The 18,583-nt window shown below is 34.6% G+C and carries 16 protein-coding genes; 11 read left to right on the forward strand and 5 right to left on the reverse strand.

Annotated elements, in window-relative coordinates:
- The first annotated feature begins 41 nt into the window (after positions 1–41).
- The 7 genes from ACMDB5_RS13705 to ACMDB5_RS13735 all read left to right on the forward strand — a co-directional run bounded on the left by ACMDB5_RS13705 (position 42) and on the right by ACMDB5_RS13735 (position 5,423).
- Positions 42–263: a DUF6095 family protein gene (locus tag ACMDB5_RS13705; RefSeq protein ID WP_413998823.1), complete on the forward strand. Its 222-nt coding sequence runs from the start codon at positions 42–44 to the stop codon at positions 261–263.
- Positions 263–835, forward strand: a complete 573-nt coding sequence (locus ACMDB5_RS13710) for a pentapeptide repeat-containing protein (protein ID WP_413998824.1) — start codon at positions 263–265, stop codon at positions 833–835. Before ACMDB5_RS13705 ends, ACMDB5_RS13710 begins: the two co-directional genes overlap by 1 nt.
- 2 nt (positions 836–837) lie before the next feature.
- Complete coding sequence (locus tag ACMDB5_RS13715) at positions 838–1,419, forward strand: DUF1572 family protein (RefSeq protein ID WP_413998825.1); 582 nt, start codon at positions 838–840, stop codon at positions 1,417–1,419.
- A gap of 53 nt (positions 1,420–1,472) precedes the next feature.
- Positions 1,473–1,850 (forward strand): DNA topoisomerase IV, encoded by a 378-nt coding sequence (locus tag ACMDB5_RS13720; protein ID WP_413998826.1) that lies wholly within the window; start codon positions 1,473–1,475, stop codon positions 1,848–1,850.
- 52 nt (positions 1,851–1,902) lie between these two features.
- On the forward strand, positions 1,903–2,673 hold the full coding sequence (locus tag ACMDB5_RS13725; RefSeq protein ID WP_413998827.1) for a TerC family protein: 771 nt from the start codon (positions 1,903–1,905) through the stop codon (positions 2,671–2,673).
- Between the two features lie 171 nt (positions 2,674–2,844).
- Positions 2,845–4,767 (forward strand): DUF294 nucleotidyltransferase-like domain-containing protein, encoded by a 1,923-nt coding sequence (locus ACMDB5_RS13730; protein WP_413998828.1) that lies wholly within the window; start codon positions 2,845–2,847, stop codon positions 4,765–4,767.
- Positions 4,764–5,423, forward strand: a complete 660-nt coding sequence (locus ACMDB5_RS13735; protein ID WP_413998829.1) for a PolC-type DNA polymerase III — start codon at positions 4,764–4,766, stop codon at positions 5,421–5,423. Before ACMDB5_RS13730 ends, ACMDB5_RS13735 begins: the two co-directional genes overlap by 4 nt.
- Before the next feature lie 70 nt (positions 5,424–5,493).
- On the opposite strand, the gene ACMDB5_RS13740 is transcribed toward ACMDB5_RS13735, so the two are convergent.
- From ACMDB5_RS13740 to ychF, 4 genes are all read right to left on the reverse strand, one after another.
- Complete coding sequence (locus tag ACMDB5_RS13740; protein WP_413998830.1) at positions 5,494–8,208, reverse strand: DNA gyrase/topoisomerase IV subunit A; 2,715 nt, start codon at positions 8,206–8,208, stop codon at positions 5,494–5,496.
- 32 nt (positions 8,209–8,240) lie between these two features.
- The gene (locus ACMDB5_RS13745; protein WP_413998831.1) at positions 8,241–10,109 is read right to left on the reverse strand and encodes a DNA topoisomerase IV subunit B; all 1,869 of its coding nucleotides are present in this window, start codon (positions 10,107–10,109) and stop codon (positions 8,241–8,243) included.
- Between the two features lie 138 nt (positions 10,110–10,247).
- Entirely contained in the window at positions 10,248–10,775 is a 528-nt protein-coding gene (locus ACMDB5_RS13750) for an NADPH-dependent FMN reductase (RefSeq protein WP_413998832.1), read from the reverse strand.
- Positions 10,776–10,914: 139 nt separating this feature from the next.
- Positions 10,915–12,009, reverse strand: coding sequence for a redox-regulated ATPase YchF (ychF, locus tag ACMDB5_RS13755; RefSeq protein WP_413998833.1), 1,095 nt, complete (start codon positions 12,007–12,009; stop codon positions 10,915–10,917).
- 288 nt (positions 12,010–12,297) lie between these two features.
- On the opposite strand from ychF, the gene ACMDB5_RS13760 reads away from it, so the two are divergent.
- Both ACMDB5_RS13760 and ACMDB5_RS13765 read left to right on the forward strand, forming a co-directional pair.
- Positions 12,298–15,042, forward strand: a complete 2,745-nt coding sequence (locus ACMDB5_RS13760; protein ID WP_413998834.1) for a TonB-dependent receptor — start codon at positions 12,298–12,300, stop codon at positions 15,040–15,042.
- Between the two features lie 210 nt (positions 15,043–15,252).
- On the forward strand, positions 15,253–15,789 hold the full coding sequence (locus tag ACMDB5_RS13765; RefSeq protein WP_413998835.1) for a hypothetical protein: 537 nt from the start codon (positions 15,253–15,255) through the stop codon (positions 15,787–15,789).
- A gap of 75 nt (positions 15,790–15,864) precedes the next feature.
- On the opposite strand, the gene ACMDB5_RS13770 is transcribed toward ACMDB5_RS13765, so the two are convergent.
- Positions 15,865–16,215 (reverse strand): 4Fe-4S dicluster domain-containing protein, encoded by a 351-nt coding sequence (locus ACMDB5_RS13770; protein WP_413998836.1) that lies wholly within the window; start codon positions 16,213–16,215, stop codon positions 15,865–15,867.
- Between the two features lie 138 nt (positions 16,216–16,353).
- Here ACMDB5_RS13770 and ACMDB5_RS13775 point away from each other — a divergent pair, with 138 nt between their 5' ends.
- Positions 16,354–17,412, forward strand: a complete 1,059-nt coding sequence (locus ACMDB5_RS13775; RefSeq protein ID WP_413998837.1) for an acyl-CoA reductase — start codon at positions 16,354–16,356, stop codon at positions 17,410–17,412.
- A 93-nt stretch (positions 17,413–17,505) separates the two neighbouring features.
- Positions 17,506–18,576 carry a 3-phosphoserine/phosphohydroxythreonine transaminase gene (serC, locus tag ACMDB5_RS13780; RefSeq protein ID WP_413998838.1) on the forward strand — a complete coding sequence of 357 codons (1,071 nt, stop codon included), beginning with the start codon at positions 17,506–17,508 and terminating at the stop codon, positions 18,574–18,576.
- The last annotated feature ends 7 nt before the right edge of the window (positions 18,577–18,583 follow it).

Raw genomic sequence — 18,583 nt, forward strand, 5'->3', positions numbered from 1 at the left:
TAAAAACTTGCATACTTTATAGCTAAATAAAAAACTAAAAAATGGCAACAAATAGAGAAGTGTTATCCAAAGGAATTAGATATTTAGCTTGGGCTTTGCCTTTGTTATTTGTTGGTCCATCCGTAATTCATAATGCATTCATCAACAAACAGAATGCGTGGCATTATCTTGTTTTAGGAGTTGGGATTTTCGCTTGCTTTGGCGGGGTGTATCTACTTTTTATGGGACTAAAAACAATTACAAAAGCTATATTTAACGACTAATGGAGGATCTGATTCACATTCAAAAAACATTTGAAAAAGTTATTTTTATCAATAAAAAAGTCAGTAATCGAGAATTTGAAGATTGTGTTTTCAAGAATTGCGATTTTTCCAACAGTGATTTCTCGAACAATACTTTCATGGACTGTGAGTTTATTGATTGTAATCTCTCCTTGACGGAGCTTGGTGGAACAAGCCTCAAAACAGTTAATTTTACCAATTGTAAACTACTGGGAATTCAGTTCAATAATTGTGCTGATTTTATGTTTGCGGTAAGCTTTAAAGAATGTATTTTGGATTATTCTTCTTTTGCCAACAAGAAAATTCCCAAGACAAAATTCAACAACTGTTCTCTTAAAGAAGCAAGTTTTATAGGTAGTAATCTTTCTAATTCGGTTTTTGAAAATTGCAATTTAGACAATGCTATTTTTAATGATACCCAATTGAAAGAAGTAAATTTCGTAACGGCTTATAACTATATAATCGATCCCGAACTCAATCCGATGAAAAAAGCTAAATTCTCAGCTCAAGGAATTCCGGGACTTTTAGATAAATACGATATTAAAATTCAGTAATTATGGAAATCAATGACCAATATCTCGAAAGCGTAAAAAAGCAAATGCACTATTACAAAACGATAGGCGAAAAAGCAATTGAGCAATTAGAGCCAGAGCAGCTTTTTATTGCCACAAATGAAGATTCTAATAGTATTGCGGCAATTGTAAAACATATGTCTGGAAACATGTTGTCTCGTTGGACTGATTTCCTAACTACCGATGGTGAAAAAGAGTGGAGAAAACGGGATGCCGAATTTGAAACCAATATCACATCCAAAGAAGAAGTATTAGCCTCGTGGAACAAAGGTTGGGATTGCTTTTTTCAAGCAATTGAATCCCTAAAACCGGAGCAGCTTTTACAAATTATTTATATCCGAAATGAAGGACAAACAGCATTGGATGCAATAAACAGACAATTAGCGCATTATCCTTATCATATTGGACAAATCGTATTTTATGCCAAACAATTAAAAAATAGCGGTTGGGAAAGCCTTTCGATTCCTAAAAATAAATCCAACAGCTATAATGCTGATAAATTTGCACAAGAAAAAGAAATCAAACACTTTACTGATGCTGAATTAAAAAGGTTAAATCACAAATAAAAACTCTTTTCCAGAACAATAGAAAAAGTCCAAAGTAAAAACAAAATTTAGAAATGAAAAAACTACTCTTAATTCCCCTACTCCTTTTAATGTTCTCTTGCTACAATGTAGAACGCAATTGTAAAGATTTTAAAACCGGTAAATTTCGTTTTGATTATGAAGTTGACGGTGTTAAAAAAACAACGCTTTTTGAGCGTAATGACAGCATAGAAATAGAAACTTATGAAGGAAAAACAGATACCGCTTCCATAAGATGGATTAACGATTGCGAATATGTCTTGACAAAATTGCATCCAAAAAATAGAAACGAAGCACAATCAATTGCCATGAAAATTTTGACAACATCAGGAAATACTTATACCTTTGAATTTGGAATGGTTGGTAACAACTCCCAAAAGCAAAAGGGAACTGTAACAAAACTTGAAGAGTAAATACTAATCATTCAAAAAAACAGAAAATTAAAAACTTATAACTAAAAAAAAAATGGAAGTATTCTTAAATCCTGATGCTTGGATTGCCTTATTAACGTTGACATTCCTAGAAATCATTCTAGGTATAGACAACATCATTTTCATCTCAATTGTTACGGGGAAATTACCCGAAGAAAAACGAAAAAAAGCGACTCAAATTGGTTTATTTCTAGCAATGTTTATGCGTATTGCTTTGCTTTTTGGAATTACTATTCTAATTGCAATGAAAGAACCTTTTTTCAGCGTTAACTGGCGTTGGTTTAGTGCCGATTTTACTGGTCAAGCAATCATTTTACTACTGGGAGGTATCTTTTTAATTTATAAAAGTACCAAAGAGATTCATGAAAAAGTAGATCATAAAGGAGAAGAAGAGAAAGATTTAAAAACTGCGGCGACAAAATCTTTTGGAAATGTAATTTTTCAGATCTTACTAATCGACCTTATTTTCTCTGTTGACAGTATTCTAACAGCTGTTGGAATGACCAATGGTGTTGAAGGTGCTTTGTATATTATGGTAACTGCCGTTATAATTTCGGTTGGTGTGATGATGCTTTTTGCTGTTCCAGTAGGAAATTTTGTAAATGTGAATCCATCTATTCAAATTTTAGGCTTAGCCTTCTTAATCCTTATTGGGTTTATGTTGATTACCGAGAGTATGCACTTGTCAAATGCAGCTTTGGTTGGCGAACATGTTGGTGCCGTTCCTAAAGCTTACCTCTATTTTGCCATTGCTTTTTCGCTGGCAGTAGAGTTCTTGAACATGAAAATGAGAAAGAAAAAGTAAAAAAATATTCTATAAAAAAGCTCCTAATTGGAGCTTTTTTTATGCAAAAAAATACAAGCTGTAAATAAGTAACTCAATAGTGCAGATTAAAACAGATTATAATACCATTTCGTTAAAATTTTTCTTTTTAAACTACACTTTTATATAGTAACTTAGGCTCAAACAAGTACTATGAAAAATACAATCTCACATAGAGTCGCCGACTTTTTAAAAAACTTCCCTCCCTTTAATTTTTTAAATCAAAAGGATATCGAAATTCTTTCTGAGCATATATCAATAATCTACAAAGAAAAAAACTCGGTTATATTTGCCGAAAATGAAGAGGTACACGATTGCTTTTATGTAGTTCATAAAGGCGCGGTAGAGCTCAAAAAAACACTCGAAAATGACATTTTAGACATGTGTGATGAGGGAGACATTTTTGGTTTAAGACCACTCCTTGCCAATGAAAATTATAAAATGGATGCTACCGCGCATGAAGAAACCATACTTTATGCCATACCCATACATATTTTTAAACCTTATGCGCTAGAAAATCCAGCGGTAGGTAATTTTCTAATCGAAAGTTTCGCCTCTACAACTAGAAATCCATTTTCAAAAAACCACAGAGGGAAATTATACGGAGAAACAGCGGAGACCAATTCAAACACTGATCAAAAAATACTCGATTTACAACCGGTAAAATATTCGAAGAAAATAATTAGTTGCACCCCAGCAACAACAGCAAAAGAAGTTGCTGAAATAATGACTAAAAAAAATGTAGGAGCAATAATTGTTGTCCAAGACAATATGCTTCCTATTGGGATTATAACCGACAAAGATTTAAGGAATAAAATTGTGACGGGAAAATATCCAATCACCACTACTGCCGATTTAATAATGACCAAGCCGGTAATTACTTATCCTAAAAAAATGACCATTACCCAAGCTCAAATGGCCATGATGAAAAGCAACATAAGTCATTTATGCCTGACAAAAGACGGCACAGCAAACACTAAAGCTGTGGGAATTTTATCTAAACATGATGTCATGCTTGCGTTGGGAAATAATCCTGCGGTATTGATTAAAGCGATAAAAAGAGCTAAAAAAATCAAAAACATCAAACTCATTCGTTCCCGAATAATGCAATTATTACAGGGCTATTTAGACCAAAACATTCCGATAACCTTAACTTCTAAGATAATAACGGAACTAAACGACGCCTGTATAGAGCGCGTTATAGAAATTTCGCTTACAAAAATGAAGCAGCCACCTGCTGTCAAATTTGCTTGGTTAGCATTAGGAAGCCAAGGAAGAAGAGAACAATTACTGCAGACAGACCAAGACAATGCCTTAGTCTACGAAGATGTTCCCGAGGACTTAGCCCCAGAAACCAATAGTTATTTTCTAGAACTGGCGGCTTATATAAACAAAGGTCTTTTCCAAATTGGTTATGACTATTGTCCCGCCGAAATGATGGCTTCAAATCCTGAATGGTGTTTGAGTCTTAATCAATGGAAAAAACAAGTTTATCACTGGATTAGCAATCCAGGAAAAAAAGAAGTACTAAGATCCTTTATCTTTTTTGATTACAGTCTCTCCTATGGAAATCCCGAAATCGTAAATGAACTGTCCGAATATATTTTTGAAGAAGTAAAAGCAAATCCATCTTTTTATATACACTTGGTCAGCGGTGCATTACAAAATCCTTCTCCTACTGGTTTCTTTAGGCAATTTTTAGTGGAACAAAACGGAATATACAAAGATTATTTCGACATAAAAAAACGGGCTTTATTACCTCTGGCTGATGCAGCAAGGGTTTTGATTCTATCCCACAGCGTGAAATCAATCAGTAATACGCCGGAGCGATTTGAAAAATTAGCAGAACTAGAACCCAACAATAAAGAGCTGTACTTATCCTGCTCTTATTCCTATAAGGCTTTATTGAAATTTAGAACGAAACAAGGTCTTTTACACAAAGATTCGGGACAGTTTATTGCTTTAGATGCCTTGTCTAAATTAGAAAAAATAAAACTGAAGAGGACTTTTAAAACAATTAAAGACCTTCAGGAAATAATCTCAATCCGATTTAATCCAGCCAAGATAATAGTATGATTCATTTTATAAAAAAATTTAACTTTTATTTCTTTCGCTTTTTGGGATTATCAAATCAGACCGTAGATGAAAAATTAGCGACTAGCATTGATTCAACCCGTTTTGTTGTATTAGATACCGAAACCACGGGTTTTGATTACGACACAGACCGAATTCTATGTATTGGAGCCATCGTTTTGCAAAATGGAGTGATTCCAATCCAAGAAAGTATTGAAATCTACATTTATCAAGAACATTATAATTCTTCAAGCGCACAAATACATGGGATACTAAAAAGTGAAGTGAGCAACACTAAAACAGAATTGGAGTCCTTACAAGAATTTTTAGATTTTTTGGGAGATGCTATCATAATTGCACATCACGCTCTATTTGATATCACAATGATCAACAAAGCATTAGAAAGAAATGGTTTACCCATACTAAAAAACAAAACTTTAGATACGGGAATATTGTACAAAAAAACCTTAATAAAATCGAATTTATTAAACCACAAGGACCATTATACATTAGATGAACTCGCCGATAAATTTGACATTTCCCTACAAGATAGGCATACCGCTATGGGAGATGCTTATATAACTGCTATAGCCTTTTTAAAAATCCTGAAAAAATTGAGGGACAAAAAAGAAATTACGTTGGAACAACTCTTTAAATAGTTGTTTAAAAACCATTTTTGAACAACAAACCAATAAAAAAGCTTCCGCATGGCGGAAGCTTTTTTTTATCTTAAAACAAGATTACTTGTCCATCATCATCTAATTGCACATCAACACCATCTTGGCTTGTTATTATGCGCTCTGGAACTACTTCTTCAGGCTCTTCATATGGCAAAGGTTCTAACATATTTACCTGTTTCAACTTATCTGTCGTCAATTGATTACCAAGAGCTTTAAATCCTTTTATGGCAATAAAATCTTCAATATCAACAGATATACTTTCCTTTTGAACACCTTTAACTTTTGGAAAAATCAATTCGGCCACAGGACGGTAATCAGTAGATACAATTTCCAATTGTGAGTTTGCATGTTCCGTTATAAAGCTTTCTTCTTTGTTTTCAGTTTCCACCAAGAAACGTTTTACATAATAACGTTCTTTTTCCCCATCATAATAAATGGCTGAAATTGGTTTTTTAGGAATCCATTTTTCCAGAACCACCATATCAGCATCAAAATGAGTCGACAATTCTGGCGTAATCACTTTTAGTTTTCCAGATTGATGGATAATTAAAATTTTATCACTTGGCCTGAATTCACCTAATAACTCTCCTCTTCCATCTACATTTAATCGTTGAACGGTATCGTCATACCAGACTTTTCTTGGCAATAAAGTCGAAATTCCTTTCTCTTTTATTTCAATTTTCTTGATCGGATATTTAGAAACCAAATTCCCTTTTGAGGCACGACCTTTAATGGCTAAAGCAGCAAAGTCAGTATCGAATTTTAATTTTTTAATACTTCCTATTTGACGCAATATAATTGTTATTACTTCCGCTTCCCCGTTTGGATTGCAGGTAAAATAAAGGATTTGAGATCCTTTCGAGCCATTGGTCAAATCATACAATTTATCTCTTGTCACACCCGAAACATTGAACCTTTTTATATAAGAAGGCCCCGATTTTCCATCGCGATAAATCACGTTATAAATAGTGCGTTTGTCACTTTTGTCAAAAATAGCAATGTGAATAATATCTTTCCCTACAAAAGTTTTGGCATCTACCTTAGTCACCATCATACTTCCGTCACGAAGAAAAACAATAACGTCATCAATATCTGAACAATCCGTAACATACTCGTCTTTTTTCAAACTCGTACCCACAAATCCCTCTTCTCTATTTACATACAATTTGGTATTTCTTAAAACCACCTTTGTAGCTTCGATATCATCAAAAATGCGAAGCTCCGTTTGGCGCTCTCTTCCTTTTCCGTATTTCTCTTTTAACTTCGTAAAGTAAGCTATCGCAAAATCAATCAAATTCGCTAAATGATGCTCAACTTCTTTCATTTCGCCTTCTAGCCTAGCGATAAGATCATCCGCTTTATCAGAATCAAAACGGGTAATACGAATCATCGGAATCTGAGTCAATCTTTGTAAATCATCATCGTTGATTTCTCTGACGAATGCTTTTTTGAAAGGCTCAAATCTATCGTACATGTATTTGTACAATCCTTCCCTATCACCATACAATTTGAAATCAATGTACATTTCCTCACGAATGAAGATTTTTTCTAAAGTAGAAAAATGCCATTTATTTTTTAATTCTTCTAATTGAATTTCTAATTCCTGACGAAGCAAATCAACGGTTCTGTTAGTCGAAATTTTCAGCATCGCAGAAACTCCAATAAATAACGGTTTGTTGTCTTCAATCACACAGCCCAAGGGCGCCACAGAGGTTTCGCAAGCCGTAAAAGCAAACAAAGCATCAATAGTTTTATCTGGTGAAACACCAGGAAAAAGGTGGATTAAAATCTCAACATCTGCCGCTGTATTGTCTTCGATTTTCTTGATTTTGATTTTCCCTTTATCATTGGCTTTCAAAATACTGTCAATCAAAGTCGTTGTATTTGTCGAAAAAGGAATTTGGGTAATCACCAAGGTATTCTTGTCCAATTGGGCAATTTTGGCACGCACACGCACACGACCGCCACGCAATCCATCGTTATAATTTGACACATCGGCAATACCTTGTGTCATAAAATCTGGATATAAAGTAAACGGTTTTCCTTTAAGAATCTTGATCGAAGCATCGATTAATTCGTTAAAGTTGTGTGGTAACACTTTTGTAGAAAGTCCAACGGCAATACCCTCGGCACCTTGCGCCAAAAGCAATGGAAATTTTACCGGAAGATTGTTTGGCTCCGCACGACGACCGTCGTAAGAAACGCCCCAATCGGTAATTTTTGGAGAATATAAAACCTCAAGAGCAAATTTTGATAAACGTGCTTCAATATAACGCGAAGCCGCAGCACCATCACCTGTTAGGATATTACCCCAGTTCCCTTGACAATCAATCAATAATTCTTTCTGCCCAATTTGCACCATCGCATCACCAATACTTTGATCTCCGTGAGGATGATACTGCATGGTGTGACCAACAACATTGGCGACTTTATTGTAACGACCGTCATCCAATTCTTTTAAAGAGTGCATAATTCGACGTTGCACAGGTTTAAAACCATCCTCAATGGCAGGAACAGCACGTTCTAAGATTACGTACGAAGCATAATCCAAGAACCAGTCTTTGTACATTCCGGTTACTTTTGTAATGGTATCTTGGCTGTCCTCGTCTTGATTTTCGTAAAAATGATGTCCTTCAAAATTTTTAGCATCTACTTCAATAATTTCCTCAGAGTCATTATCTTCCTGATTTTCATCAATAGGATTCTCTTCAGAATTATTTTCTTCGTTGTTTGGAATGATGTTATCGTCTTCTTCGTCTTTCATATATTTTGTTCAGTATAACTACTAAAATTCTTCTAAGCTTCCTCTATCGTATCCAACTCCACCTTCAAATTCTTGATGATAAATTCTTGTCGGTCAGGAGTGTTTTTCCCCATATAAAATGACAATAATTGCTCAATCGAAGTGTTTTTATCCATCATAATAGGATCAAGACGAATGCTATCACCAATAAAGTTTTTGAACTCGTCTGGCGAAATCTCTCCCAAACCTTTAAATCGGGTGATTTCCGGTTTTGGTTTTAATTTTTCGATTGCATCTTTTCTTTCTTCATCAGAATAACAATAGATGGTTTCTTTTTTATTTCTAACCCTGAAAAGCGGTGTTTGCAAAATGTATAAATGACCTTCTTTTATTAATTCTGGAAAAAACTGCAGGAAGAAAGTAATCAACAACAATCGAATGTGCATACCATCGACATCGGCATCGGTTGCGATTACAATGTTATTGTATCTCAGTTTTTCTAGTCCGTCTTCAATATCCAGCGCCGCTTGTAGTAAATTAAATTCTTCGTTTTCATACACAATTTTCTTGCTCATTCCATAAGAATTCAGAGGCTTACCACGTAAACTAAAAACAGCCTGTGTATTTACATCACGAGATTTAGTAATAGATCCAGAAGCCGAATCTCCCTCGGTAATAAAAAGCGTACTTTCTAAATTTCTTGGGTTTTTTGTATCGGGAAGATGCGCACGGCAATCTCTTAATTTTTTATTGTGAAGATTGGCTTTTTTAGCACGGTCTGTTGCCAATTTTCTGATCCCTGATAATTCCTTACGTTCGCGTTCTGCCTGCAAAATTTTACGCAATAAGGCTTCTGCTGTCGGCGGGTTTTTATGTAAATAATTATCTAATTGGGTTTTGATAAAATCGTTTACAAAAGTACGAACAGAAACTGCCGGCGTTCCGTCATCAGAACCCATATCCATCGAACCCAACTTAGTTTTGGTCTGGGATTCAAAAACCGGCTCCATTACCTTGATGCTAATCGCACTCACAATCGATTTACGGACATCGGATGCTTCGAAGCTTTTGTTGTAAAACTCACGAATGGTTTTTACAATAGCTTCCCTGTAAGCCGCTAAGTGCGTTCCTCCCTGCGTGGTATTCTGACCGTTTACAAAAGAGTGATATTCCTCACTGTATTGTGTTTTACTATGCGTAAGAGCGATCTCAATATCCGTATCTTTCAAGTGAATGATTGGATATTCTAAATCTTCTTCGCTGATTGTTTCTTCTAATAAGTCTCTAAGACCATTTTCAGAAATGTATTTTTCTCCATTGAAAATAATCGTCAAACCATTGTTTAAATAACAATAGTTTTTGACCATTTTGATCACATATTCTAAACGGAATTTGTAGTTTTTAAAAATCGTCTCATCAGGCGTAAAAGTAACTTTTGTTCCTTTTCGTTTTGTAGTATCAACTACATCTTCTTCAAGGACTAGATTTCCTGCTGAAAATTCCGCCGCTTTTTGTTTTTCGTCGCGAACAGATTCAACACGAAAAAAACTAGACAAAGCATTTACCGCTTTTGTTCCGACACCATTCAAACCAACTGATTTCTGGAAAGCTTTAGAATCGTACTTTCCTCCGGTATTCATTTTCGAAACTACATCTACCACTTTTCCTAACGGAATTCCACGTCCGTAATCACGAACCGAAACTGTTTTGTCTTTAATAGTTACCTCAATATTTTTTCCCGAGCCCATTACAAACTCATCGATACAGTTATCTAAAACCTCTTTTAAAAGAATATAAATACCATCATCCGGGGAAGATCCGTCGCCTAGTTTCCCAATGTACATACCAGGACGCATACGAATATGTTCTTTCCAGTCGAGTGACCGAATATTATCTTCGGTATATTGATTTTGATTTGACATTTTAAATTTTGTGGATTTGGTGCTAATATAGGATATCTCGATATATTTTAAAAGGAGAAGCCTTCAAAGTTATCAAAAATCATACTGAAACTATATTTGAGATTGAGAACCGAAGATTCAGAACTACCAACGCTAATTTTACAGCACAATACTTTTTACAATTTCTTTCAATTCTTGATCTAATTCCTCATTAGAAATTTTTCCGTTTTCGACATCAAAATTAGCATCGAAACTAGGTAAGGAAAATGTTGCTTTTATATTTCCTCCATAAAAAGGAAAAGCATTTGTCGCTATCCCCAATACACTCGCACCTCCTCTTGTCCCTGGAGATGTTGCCATAAGAAGCATGGGTTTATTCTGGAAAACTTTAGCCGAAATTCGAGAACACCAATCAAATAAGTTCTTGAAAGCAGCAGAATAATTCTTATTATTCTCGGCCATAGAAATCACCAACATATCAGCACTTTCAATTTTATCCAAAAAAGCCTGTGCCAAAGGATGATGCCCGATTTCTTTTTCTATATCCACACTAAATAAAGGCATTTGAAAGTCATTTAAATCCAATACCTCAACCTCAGCATTTTCGAACAAATGAGCCGCATAAGTCGCTAATTTTTTATTAATGGAATTTTTACTGGGACTCGCACCAAAAGCTACTATATTCATGTTGATATATTTGTTTTTAAAAGTACAGAAAAAATTACCAAAAATAAAATTCGGAATCTCAAGCTGAATTAGGCACAAAAAAAAATCTGCTAGATTACTCTAGCAGATTTTTTTATTTCGTCAAAATCAAAATTTCAACTTATACGTTAAATCTAAAGTGCATTACATCACCGTCTTTTACGATATATTCTTTTCCTTCTACTTTGAATTTTCCTGCTTCTTTACATTTAGCCTCAGATCCGTAATGAACGAAATCCTCGTACGAAATAACCTCAGCACGAATGAATCCTTTCTCAAAATCAGTATGAATTACTCCTGCAGCTTGTGGCGCAGTAGATCCAATATTGATTGTCCAAGCACGAACTTCTTTTACACCAGCGGTAAAATACGTTTGTTGTTTCAATAATTTATAAGCAGCACGAATCAGAACAGATGCTCCTGGCTCAGTTAATCCCATATCTTCAAGGAAAACCTGACGCTCCTCATAACTTTCTAATTCGGTAATATCAGCCTCAGCTCCTACTGAAAGGATAATTACCTCAGCCTCTTCGTCTTTTACTAATTCACGAACCTGGTCTACATATTTGTTTCCGTTAACGGCTGAATTTTCATCCACATTACAAACGTATAAAACTGGTTTTGCCGTAATCAATTGAAAAGATTCCATTAAAACTTCTTCATCAGGACCTTGAGGTGTAATAGTACGAGCGGATTTAGCTTGCAACAATGCTTCTCTGATTCTGTCTAAAAGTGCTTTTTCAGTTTGCGCTTCCTTATTACCCGTTTTAGCTGCACGATTTACTTTTTCCAAACGTTTTTCAACCGTTTCTAAATCTTTTAATTGCAACTCGATATCGATAGTTTCTTTATCACGAATTGGATTTACATTACCGTCAACATGAACAATATTATCGTTATCAAAACAACGCAATACATGTATAATAGCATTACATTCTCTAATATTTCCCAAAAACTGGTTTCCAAGACCTTCTCCTTTACTAGCTCCTTTTACTAAACCAGCAATATCAACAATATCAACGGTTGCCATCTGAACACGTTCAGGCTTAACCAATTCCTCTAATTTTTCAATTCTCGGATCTGGAACGTTTACAACACCTATATTAGGCTCAATAGTACAAAAAGGGAAATTAGCACTTTGTGCTTTCGCATTTGACAAACAATTAAATAATGTTGATTTTCCAACATTTGGCAATCCTACAATTCCTGCTTTCATATGTAGCTAATATTTATTTTTTTAATGAACACGCCATTGCCTTTCTTCATTATTTCCATAATAGAACCATGACAATTACACAATATTTATAAATAGCATTTAATACTAAGACCTTTGTATAAATATTTTTTGCAAATATAACATTTAATATATCCTAGATTTTAGAAATCTTCACATTAATACTTCTTTGATTATTTGTGTTAAAAAAATATACATATCTTAACTTTTTGTTAAAAAAATTATATATTGCATTTGATTAACCATCCGAAAAACCAAACTTCTTTAATTATGAAAAAAATTACTTTATTGTTTCTATTCCTGAATGCAAGTTTACTTTTTGCCCAAAAAGAAATCTCGGGAGTAATAAAAGACAACACCGGAACGGTATTACCTGGTGTTAACATTGTCGAAAAAGGGACTTCAAATGGCGTTTCTTCAGATACAAATGGTGTCTATAAAATAATTGTCAAAGAAGGGGCAACTTTAGTTTTTAGCTATATGGGGTTTCAAAGTATAGAAAAATTAGCTATAAACACGAAAATTGATGTGGTACTCTCGCAAGAAGGCGGACAGGAATTGAATGAAATTCAAATAGTAGGCTCGAGAAATACCAAAAGAACAGTGGTAAACTCAGCGGTTCCTATTGATGTCATTTCGATGAAAGATGTGACTACACAAAGCGGAAAAATTGAGATCAACCAATTATTACAATATATAGCTCCTTCATTTAACGCCAACAAACAATCCGGATCTGACGGCTCAGATCACGTAGATCCAGCCTCATTAAGAGGAATGGGGCCTGACCAAACTTTGGTTTTGATTAATGGAAAAAGAAGACACCAATCGTCTTTAATTAATTTGTTTGGGACACGTGGTCGAGGAAACACAGGAACCGATTTGAATGCTATTCCGGCTGCATCGATCAAAAGAATTGAAGTACTTAGAGATGGTGCTGCTGCTCAATACGGCTCTGATGCAATTGCAGGTGTTATCAATATTGTACTTAATGATAATGTTGACGAACTAACTGGATCTGTAACATATGGTGTTTTTAATACCAATGCAAGAGGCACTTTTCCTGAAGGAACAGCCAACACAGATGGTTATCGATTAGACCAAAACGGCAACGGGAATTCATTTGGAAAAAACCAATCTTTTGATGGTGGCTCTGTAAAAGTAGCCGCCAACTATGGAGTTGCCATTGGCGATCAAGGTGGTTTTGCTAACTTCACCACTGAATATTTAAGCAAAAACAAAACCCTTCGTCCTGGTTTTGATTTTAGAAAAGGCTTTGGTGAAGCTTCAATTCAAAGCTTTAATTTATTTGGAAATTTAGCCATTCCAGTATCTGACAGAACCGAATTTTATGCATTTGGAGGCAGAAACTTCAGAGATACTGATGCTTATGCCTTTACAAGAAACGACGGACCACGTGTTGTTGAAGAAATTTATCCGGGTGGTTATACGCCAAGAATTACTTCAAATATTATTGACAATTCGTTTGCTGCAGGATTTAGATCTAAAACGGCCAGTGGATGGAAAATTGATTTCAGTAATACATTCGGTAAAAATTTATTTCATTATTATGTAAAAGGAACTATCAATGCTTCTTTACTTGAAGCTTCTCCAACTGAATTTGATGCAGGAGGACACAGTTTGACTCAAAACACAACAAATTTTGATCTTTCTAAAAATTATGAGTCTGTAATGAAGGGATTAAACCTTGCTTTTGGAGCAGAATTCAGAACAGAAAAATTCGATATTTTTGCGGGTGATGAAGGTTCTTATAGTACATATGATACCAATGGAAGAGTAATTATTGATCCAACTACTCAAAGTCCACCTTTAACAGACAACCCTGATTACGATCCTTCATTACCTACTTCAGTCGACAATCCTTTATTAGTTCCTAGACCTGGAAGCTCACAAGGTTTTCCTGGATACAGTCCTAAAAATGTAGTAGACAAAACCCGTACCAACCTATCTTTATACACCGATGCTGAACTAGATATAACAGACGCTTTTTTATTAAGCGGAGCTGCTCGTTTTGAAAACTACAGTGATTTTGGAAGCACTTTAAACGGAAAATTAGCCACCAGAATAAAAGCGGGCGAACATATTAATTTTAGAGGATCTATAAGTACTGGATTCCGCGCTCCTTCATTAGCTCAAATATATTACAACTTGCGTTTTACCAATGTAAGTGCTGCTGGAATAACTGAGGTTTTATTATCTCCAAACAACAGTCCGGTAACCAAAGCTTTTGGCATCGATCAATTAAATGAGGAAAAAGCGGTTAATGCTTCGTTAGGTTTCACTGCTAGTTATGGTGATTTTACTGCCACCGTTGACGGATATCTTATTAATGTAAAAGATAGAATTGTGCTAACTGGTTATTTTGATGCACAAGCATTAAACATTGGAGTTGATAAGGCGCAGTTTTTCGTAAATGGCGTTGATACCAAAACCAAAGGACTTGATGTTGTTTTAGCTTGGAAAAAGAACATTGGGGAAAGCAAACTAAGCGCTACCATAGTTGGAAACATCAATGATATGAAAATCGATAAAGTAAAAAATGGAGATTTGGATGAAAAAACATTCTTTGGAGAACGAGACAAAGCCTTTTTATTAGCTTCTGCACCTCCTAGCAAATTTGGTTTAAACCTAAACTATGCTAAAAAATGGTTCGATGCAGGACTAGCTTTCACTCGCTTCAGCAAAGTTGAACTATTAGATTATCAAATGGATGAAGATCCAGAAGATTACCGAATTTCTCCTACTGAAACCGATGCACAAGTATTTACTAATCAAAAGAAAGCTGCCACAGATACTTATGGAGCCAAAATTACAACCGATTTAACCTTAGGTTTTAAGCTTTCAAAATCAACAAAAATAAGCATTGGAGCTAATAACTTACTAAATATCTATCCAGACCAACAAGATGATTGGGTAGAAGCAGGTGGATATTGGGATGCCGTTCAAATGGGATTCAGTGGAGCTTATTACTACGCTAGATTAGGATTTAATTTTTAGCGGCATTTATTCTTACAAAACCAATATAATTCATAGAAAGAGCTGTTTTAAAGACAGCTCTTTTTTTATTTCCAAATTTTTAATTATTTTTATAATATCTAAACAGACCTTCTTTACACAAATAATGTAATTTTTTATTTACAGAAATCATACAACAAACCCATCATTAATTCCGTTATTTATTAAATACAAATCATTAAACTAAAAATTATGAAAACTATAATTCTAGGAATAACCGCTTTTCTATTTTCATTAAACAGTCAAGCGCAAAACAAAAATGTAAAATCAGAAGTAAAAACTACTGTAACTACTGTGAAAGATTCTAAGGGCGTAAAAAAATCAATAAAAACGCAGGAAGTAAAAGAAGTTCAAAACATTGAATTAAAAGATGCCGATTCTAATGTACTAAATAAAGATGTCAAAGAAACACCTGTTCAAGTAACCGCTACTACTGCAATTACCGCAGATGGCGTAACCAAAATAATAGATGTAGACAGATCAGCCTATTACGAGCTAAACGGTCAGAAATACCAAGTAGCAATTGATAAAAATGGCTATAATATGTTCTCTCCCGATGGAAAAGAAGCCGCTGTTTTGAGAAAAACATCAAATAACAATTATATTTATAAAGCAAAAAACAATACTTCTTTTGGCTATTTTGACACCAATGGAAATCTTGTTTTAGAAACATACGACGACATGACTGATAAAGTAATAATAACAACTTATATGATTATCAAACAGTAAAAAAGATAAATCGATAAAACAAAAAATCCGGAGTAATTACTCCGGATTTTTTGTTTTATATAATGAAAATTATATTTATTCGTTGTGCAAAAATGCTTGTCTATTCAACAAAGTCTCTTCGCTTTCTACATGATTATCATCCGGTATACAGCAATCTACTGGACAAACCGCAGCACATTGAGGCTCATCGTGAAAACCTTTACATTCTGTACATTTACCTGGAACAATATAATAAATTTCATCCGAAATAGGAGTTTGAGCATCTTCTGCATCAACTTCAGTTCCATCAGGCAAGATTACTTTTCCTTTTAGGTTTGTACCATCTTTATATCTCCAGTCGTCTGCACCTTCGTATATTGCAGTATTTGGGCATTCTGGCTCACAAGCGCCACAATTGATACATTCGTCGGTTATTATGATTGCCATTTTTTTCTATTAATTAGGAGTTAAAAGTTATGAGTTAGAAATTAAAACCGTATAACAATTTTTTCTCCTTTGACTTATAACTTAATATAGCTTATTTTTGTGCAAAATTACAATCAAAACTTTTCATAAGCAAACATTATGACATTAGAAACAAAAAAAAGTGTTTTTGTTGAATTAGGAAAATTCTTAAGTCAATTTTCTGAAAACAACACCCAAAAAAAACCAGAGGTTTTACAAAACGATTTATTTTTTGACGATTGTATCCAATTAATAAAATTATCGCAATCCCATAATGGATGGTACACACCGGAGCAAGTATATTTTTCATTACAGTCTTGGGCTACAGCGTTAACCGAAGAAAATCTAAATCAATGGCTCGCAGCTTATGATTTAGAGGATGTAAAAACAAAGAACATCGCTTTAATACTTGCAGGTAATATTCCCTTGGTAGGTTTTCATGATTTCCTGTCTGTTTTGATTACAGGACATAATGTTATGGTAAAAACATCATCAAATGACCAGCATTTATTGCCCTTTTTAGCCAAATATATTATAGCCGTTGATCCCGAATTTGCCAACAAAATAACTTTTGTCGAAGGAAAATTAGAAAATTTTGATGCGGTTATAGCAACCGGAAGCAATAATACCGCGCGCTATTTTGAATATTATTTTAAAGACAAACCTTCTATAATTAGAAAAAGTAGAAATTCGGTTGCTGTTTTAAACGGAAAAGAAACCAAAGAACAACTTGTAGCATTGGGCGAAGATATTTTCAGATATTTTGGTTTAGGATGCCGCAATGTATCTAAACTTTTTGTACCAAAAGGATATTCTTTCAATGCTTTTTTTGAAGCGATTTTTGAACACCAAGACGTTATACATTACGAAAAATACGCTAATAATTACGATTACAATAAAGCTGTTTTCTTGATGAGTAATTTTAAATTATTAGACAATGGCTTTTTAACCTTAAAAGAAGATAAAAGTCATGCCTCCCCTATTTCGAGCGTGTTTTATGAGTTTTATGACAATATAGAAGAAATTCAAACCCGATTACAAATTGAAAATGAGCAAATTCAATGCATAGTGAGTAACAATCTGATCGAAAATAGTATTGAATTTGGACAAACACAAAAACCTAAATTATGGGATTATGCAGATAACATCGATACGATATCGTTTTTGTTAACAACATAACCGAATAGCTTTTAATTATTTCTTTTTATTTAATGCTTTTTTAAGTCCTATTTCCCGAAATTTGTATTCTAATTTTTGGACTCTAACTACACCATGAAAAAACACAACTACAGCGCAGGACCTTGTATTTTACCACAAGAAGTATTTGAAAAATCGGCACAAGCTATTTTAAATTTCAATGATTCAGGATTATCTCTTTTGGAGATTTCGCACCGAAGCGAAGACTTCGTTGCCGTTATAGAAGAAGCCAGAGCACTGGTAATCGAATTATTGGGTCTTGAAGGCAAAGGCTACAAAGCCTTGTTTCTTTCTGGTGGTGCCAGCTTAGAATTTTTGATGATTCCTTACAACCTGATGAAAGAAAATGGGAAAGCCGCTTATCTAGATACTGGAACCTGGGCCGCTGGAGCTATAAAAGAAGCCAAAATCTTTGGAGAAACAGTGGTTGTGGCTTCTTCAAAAGAAGAAAATTACAATCACATCCCAAAAGGATATACTATACCCGCTGATGCCGATTATTTTCATTGCACCAGTAACAATACTATTTTTGGTACTCAAATGAAGAAATTCCCTTCGCTGGATATACCATTGGTTTGCGATATGAGTTCTGATATTTTTTCAAGAACATTGGATTTTTCTAAATTTGACGTTATCTACGCAGGTGCTCAAAAAAATATGGGACCTGCCGGTACAACTTTAGTCGTTGTAAAGGAAGAAATCCTTGGAAAAACAGGCAGAACAATCCCTAGCATGCTCGATTATGAAAAACACATAAAAGCAGAAAGCATGTACAATACACCGCCAGTTTTCCCTATTTACGGGTCTTTATTGACTTTGCAATGGTTAAAAAAACTTGGTGGAATTGCAGCAATCGAAAAAATTAACAATGCCAAAGCGGCTTTGCTTTACGCAGAAATTGACCGAAACCCATTATTCAAAGGAGCTGCAGTTATCGAAGATCGCTCTAATATGAATGCTACCTTTTTGTTGAATGACAAGAGCCATACCGCTATTTTTGACGCTATGTGGACCGAAGCAGGAATATCGGGCTTATCAGGACACCGCTCCGTAGGTGGCTACAGAGCTTCTATGTACAACGCACTTCCTCTAGAAAGTGTTCAGGTGCTGGTAGACGTAATGAAAGCATTGGAGAAAAAAGTTTAATTGGTTA

Source organism: Flavobacterium sp. W1B (assembly GCF_047344965.1).
In the GTDB taxonomy this organism is placed as follows: domain Bacteria; phylum Bacteroidota; class Bacteroidia; order Flavobacteriales; family Flavobacteriaceae; genus Flavobacterium.

Bases quoted from the DNA above. Each gene is read 5' to 3' on its own strand.
- ACMDB5_RS13705 (WP_413998823.1), top strand. From the start codon at position 42: ATGGCAACAAATAGAGAAGTGTTATCCAAAGGAATTAGATATTTAGCT.
- ACMDB5_RS13710 (WP_413998824.1), top strand. From the start codon at position 263: ATGGAGGATCTGATTCACATTCAAAAAACATTTGAAAAAGTTATTTTT.
- ACMDB5_RS13715 (WP_413998825.1), top strand. From the start codon at position 838: ATGGAAATCAATGACCAATATCTCGAAAGCGTAAAAAAGCAAATGCAC.
- ACMDB5_RS13720 (WP_413998826.1), top strand. From the start codon at position 1,473: ATGAAAAAACTACTCTTAATTCCCCTACTCCTTTTAATGTTCTCTTGC.
- ACMDB5_RS13725 (WP_413998827.1), top strand. From the start codon at position 1,903: ATGGAAGTATTCTTAAATCCTGATGCTTGGATTGCCTTATTAACGTTG.
- ACMDB5_RS13730 (WP_413998828.1), top strand. From the start codon at position 2,845: ATGAAAAATACAATCTCACATAGAGTCGCCGACTTTTTAAAAAACTTC.
- ACMDB5_RS13735 (WP_413998829.1), top strand. From the start codon at position 4,764: ATGATTCATTTTATAAAAAAATTTAACTTTTATTTCTTTCGCTTTTTG.
- ACMDB5_RS13740 (WP_413998830.1), bottom strand. From the start codon at position 8,208: ATGAAAGACGAAGAAGACGATAACATCATTCCAAACAACGAAGAAAAT.
- ACMDB5_RS13745 (WP_413998831.1), bottom strand. From the start codon at position 10,109: ATGTCAAATCAAAATCAATATACCGAAGATAATATTCGGTCACTCGAC.
- ACMDB5_RS13750 (WP_413998832.1), bottom strand. From the start codon at position 10,775: ATGAATATAGTAGCTTTTGGTGCGAGTCCCAGTAAAAATTCCATTAAT.
- ychF (WP_413998833.1), bottom strand. From the start codon at position 12,009: ATGAAAGCAGGAATTGTAGGATTGCCAAATGTTGGAAAATCAACATTA.
- ACMDB5_RS13760 (WP_413998834.1), top strand. From the start codon at position 12,298: ATGAAAAAAATTACTTTATTGTTTCTATTCCTGAATGCAAGTTTACTT.
- ACMDB5_RS13765 (WP_413998835.1), top strand. From the start codon at position 15,253: ATGAAAACTATAATTCTAGGAATAACCGCTTTTCTATTTTCATTAAAC.
- ACMDB5_RS13770 (WP_413998836.1), bottom strand. From the start codon at position 16,215: ATGGCAATCATAATAACCGACGAATGTATCAATTGTGGCGCTTGTGAG.
- ACMDB5_RS13775 (WP_413998837.1), top strand. From the start codon at position 16,354: ATGACATTAGAAACAAAAAAAAGTGTTTTTGTTGAATTAGGAAAATTC.
- serC (WP_413998838.1), top strand. From the start codon at position 17,506: ATGAAAAAACACAACTACAGCGCAGGACCTTGTATTTTACCACAAGAA.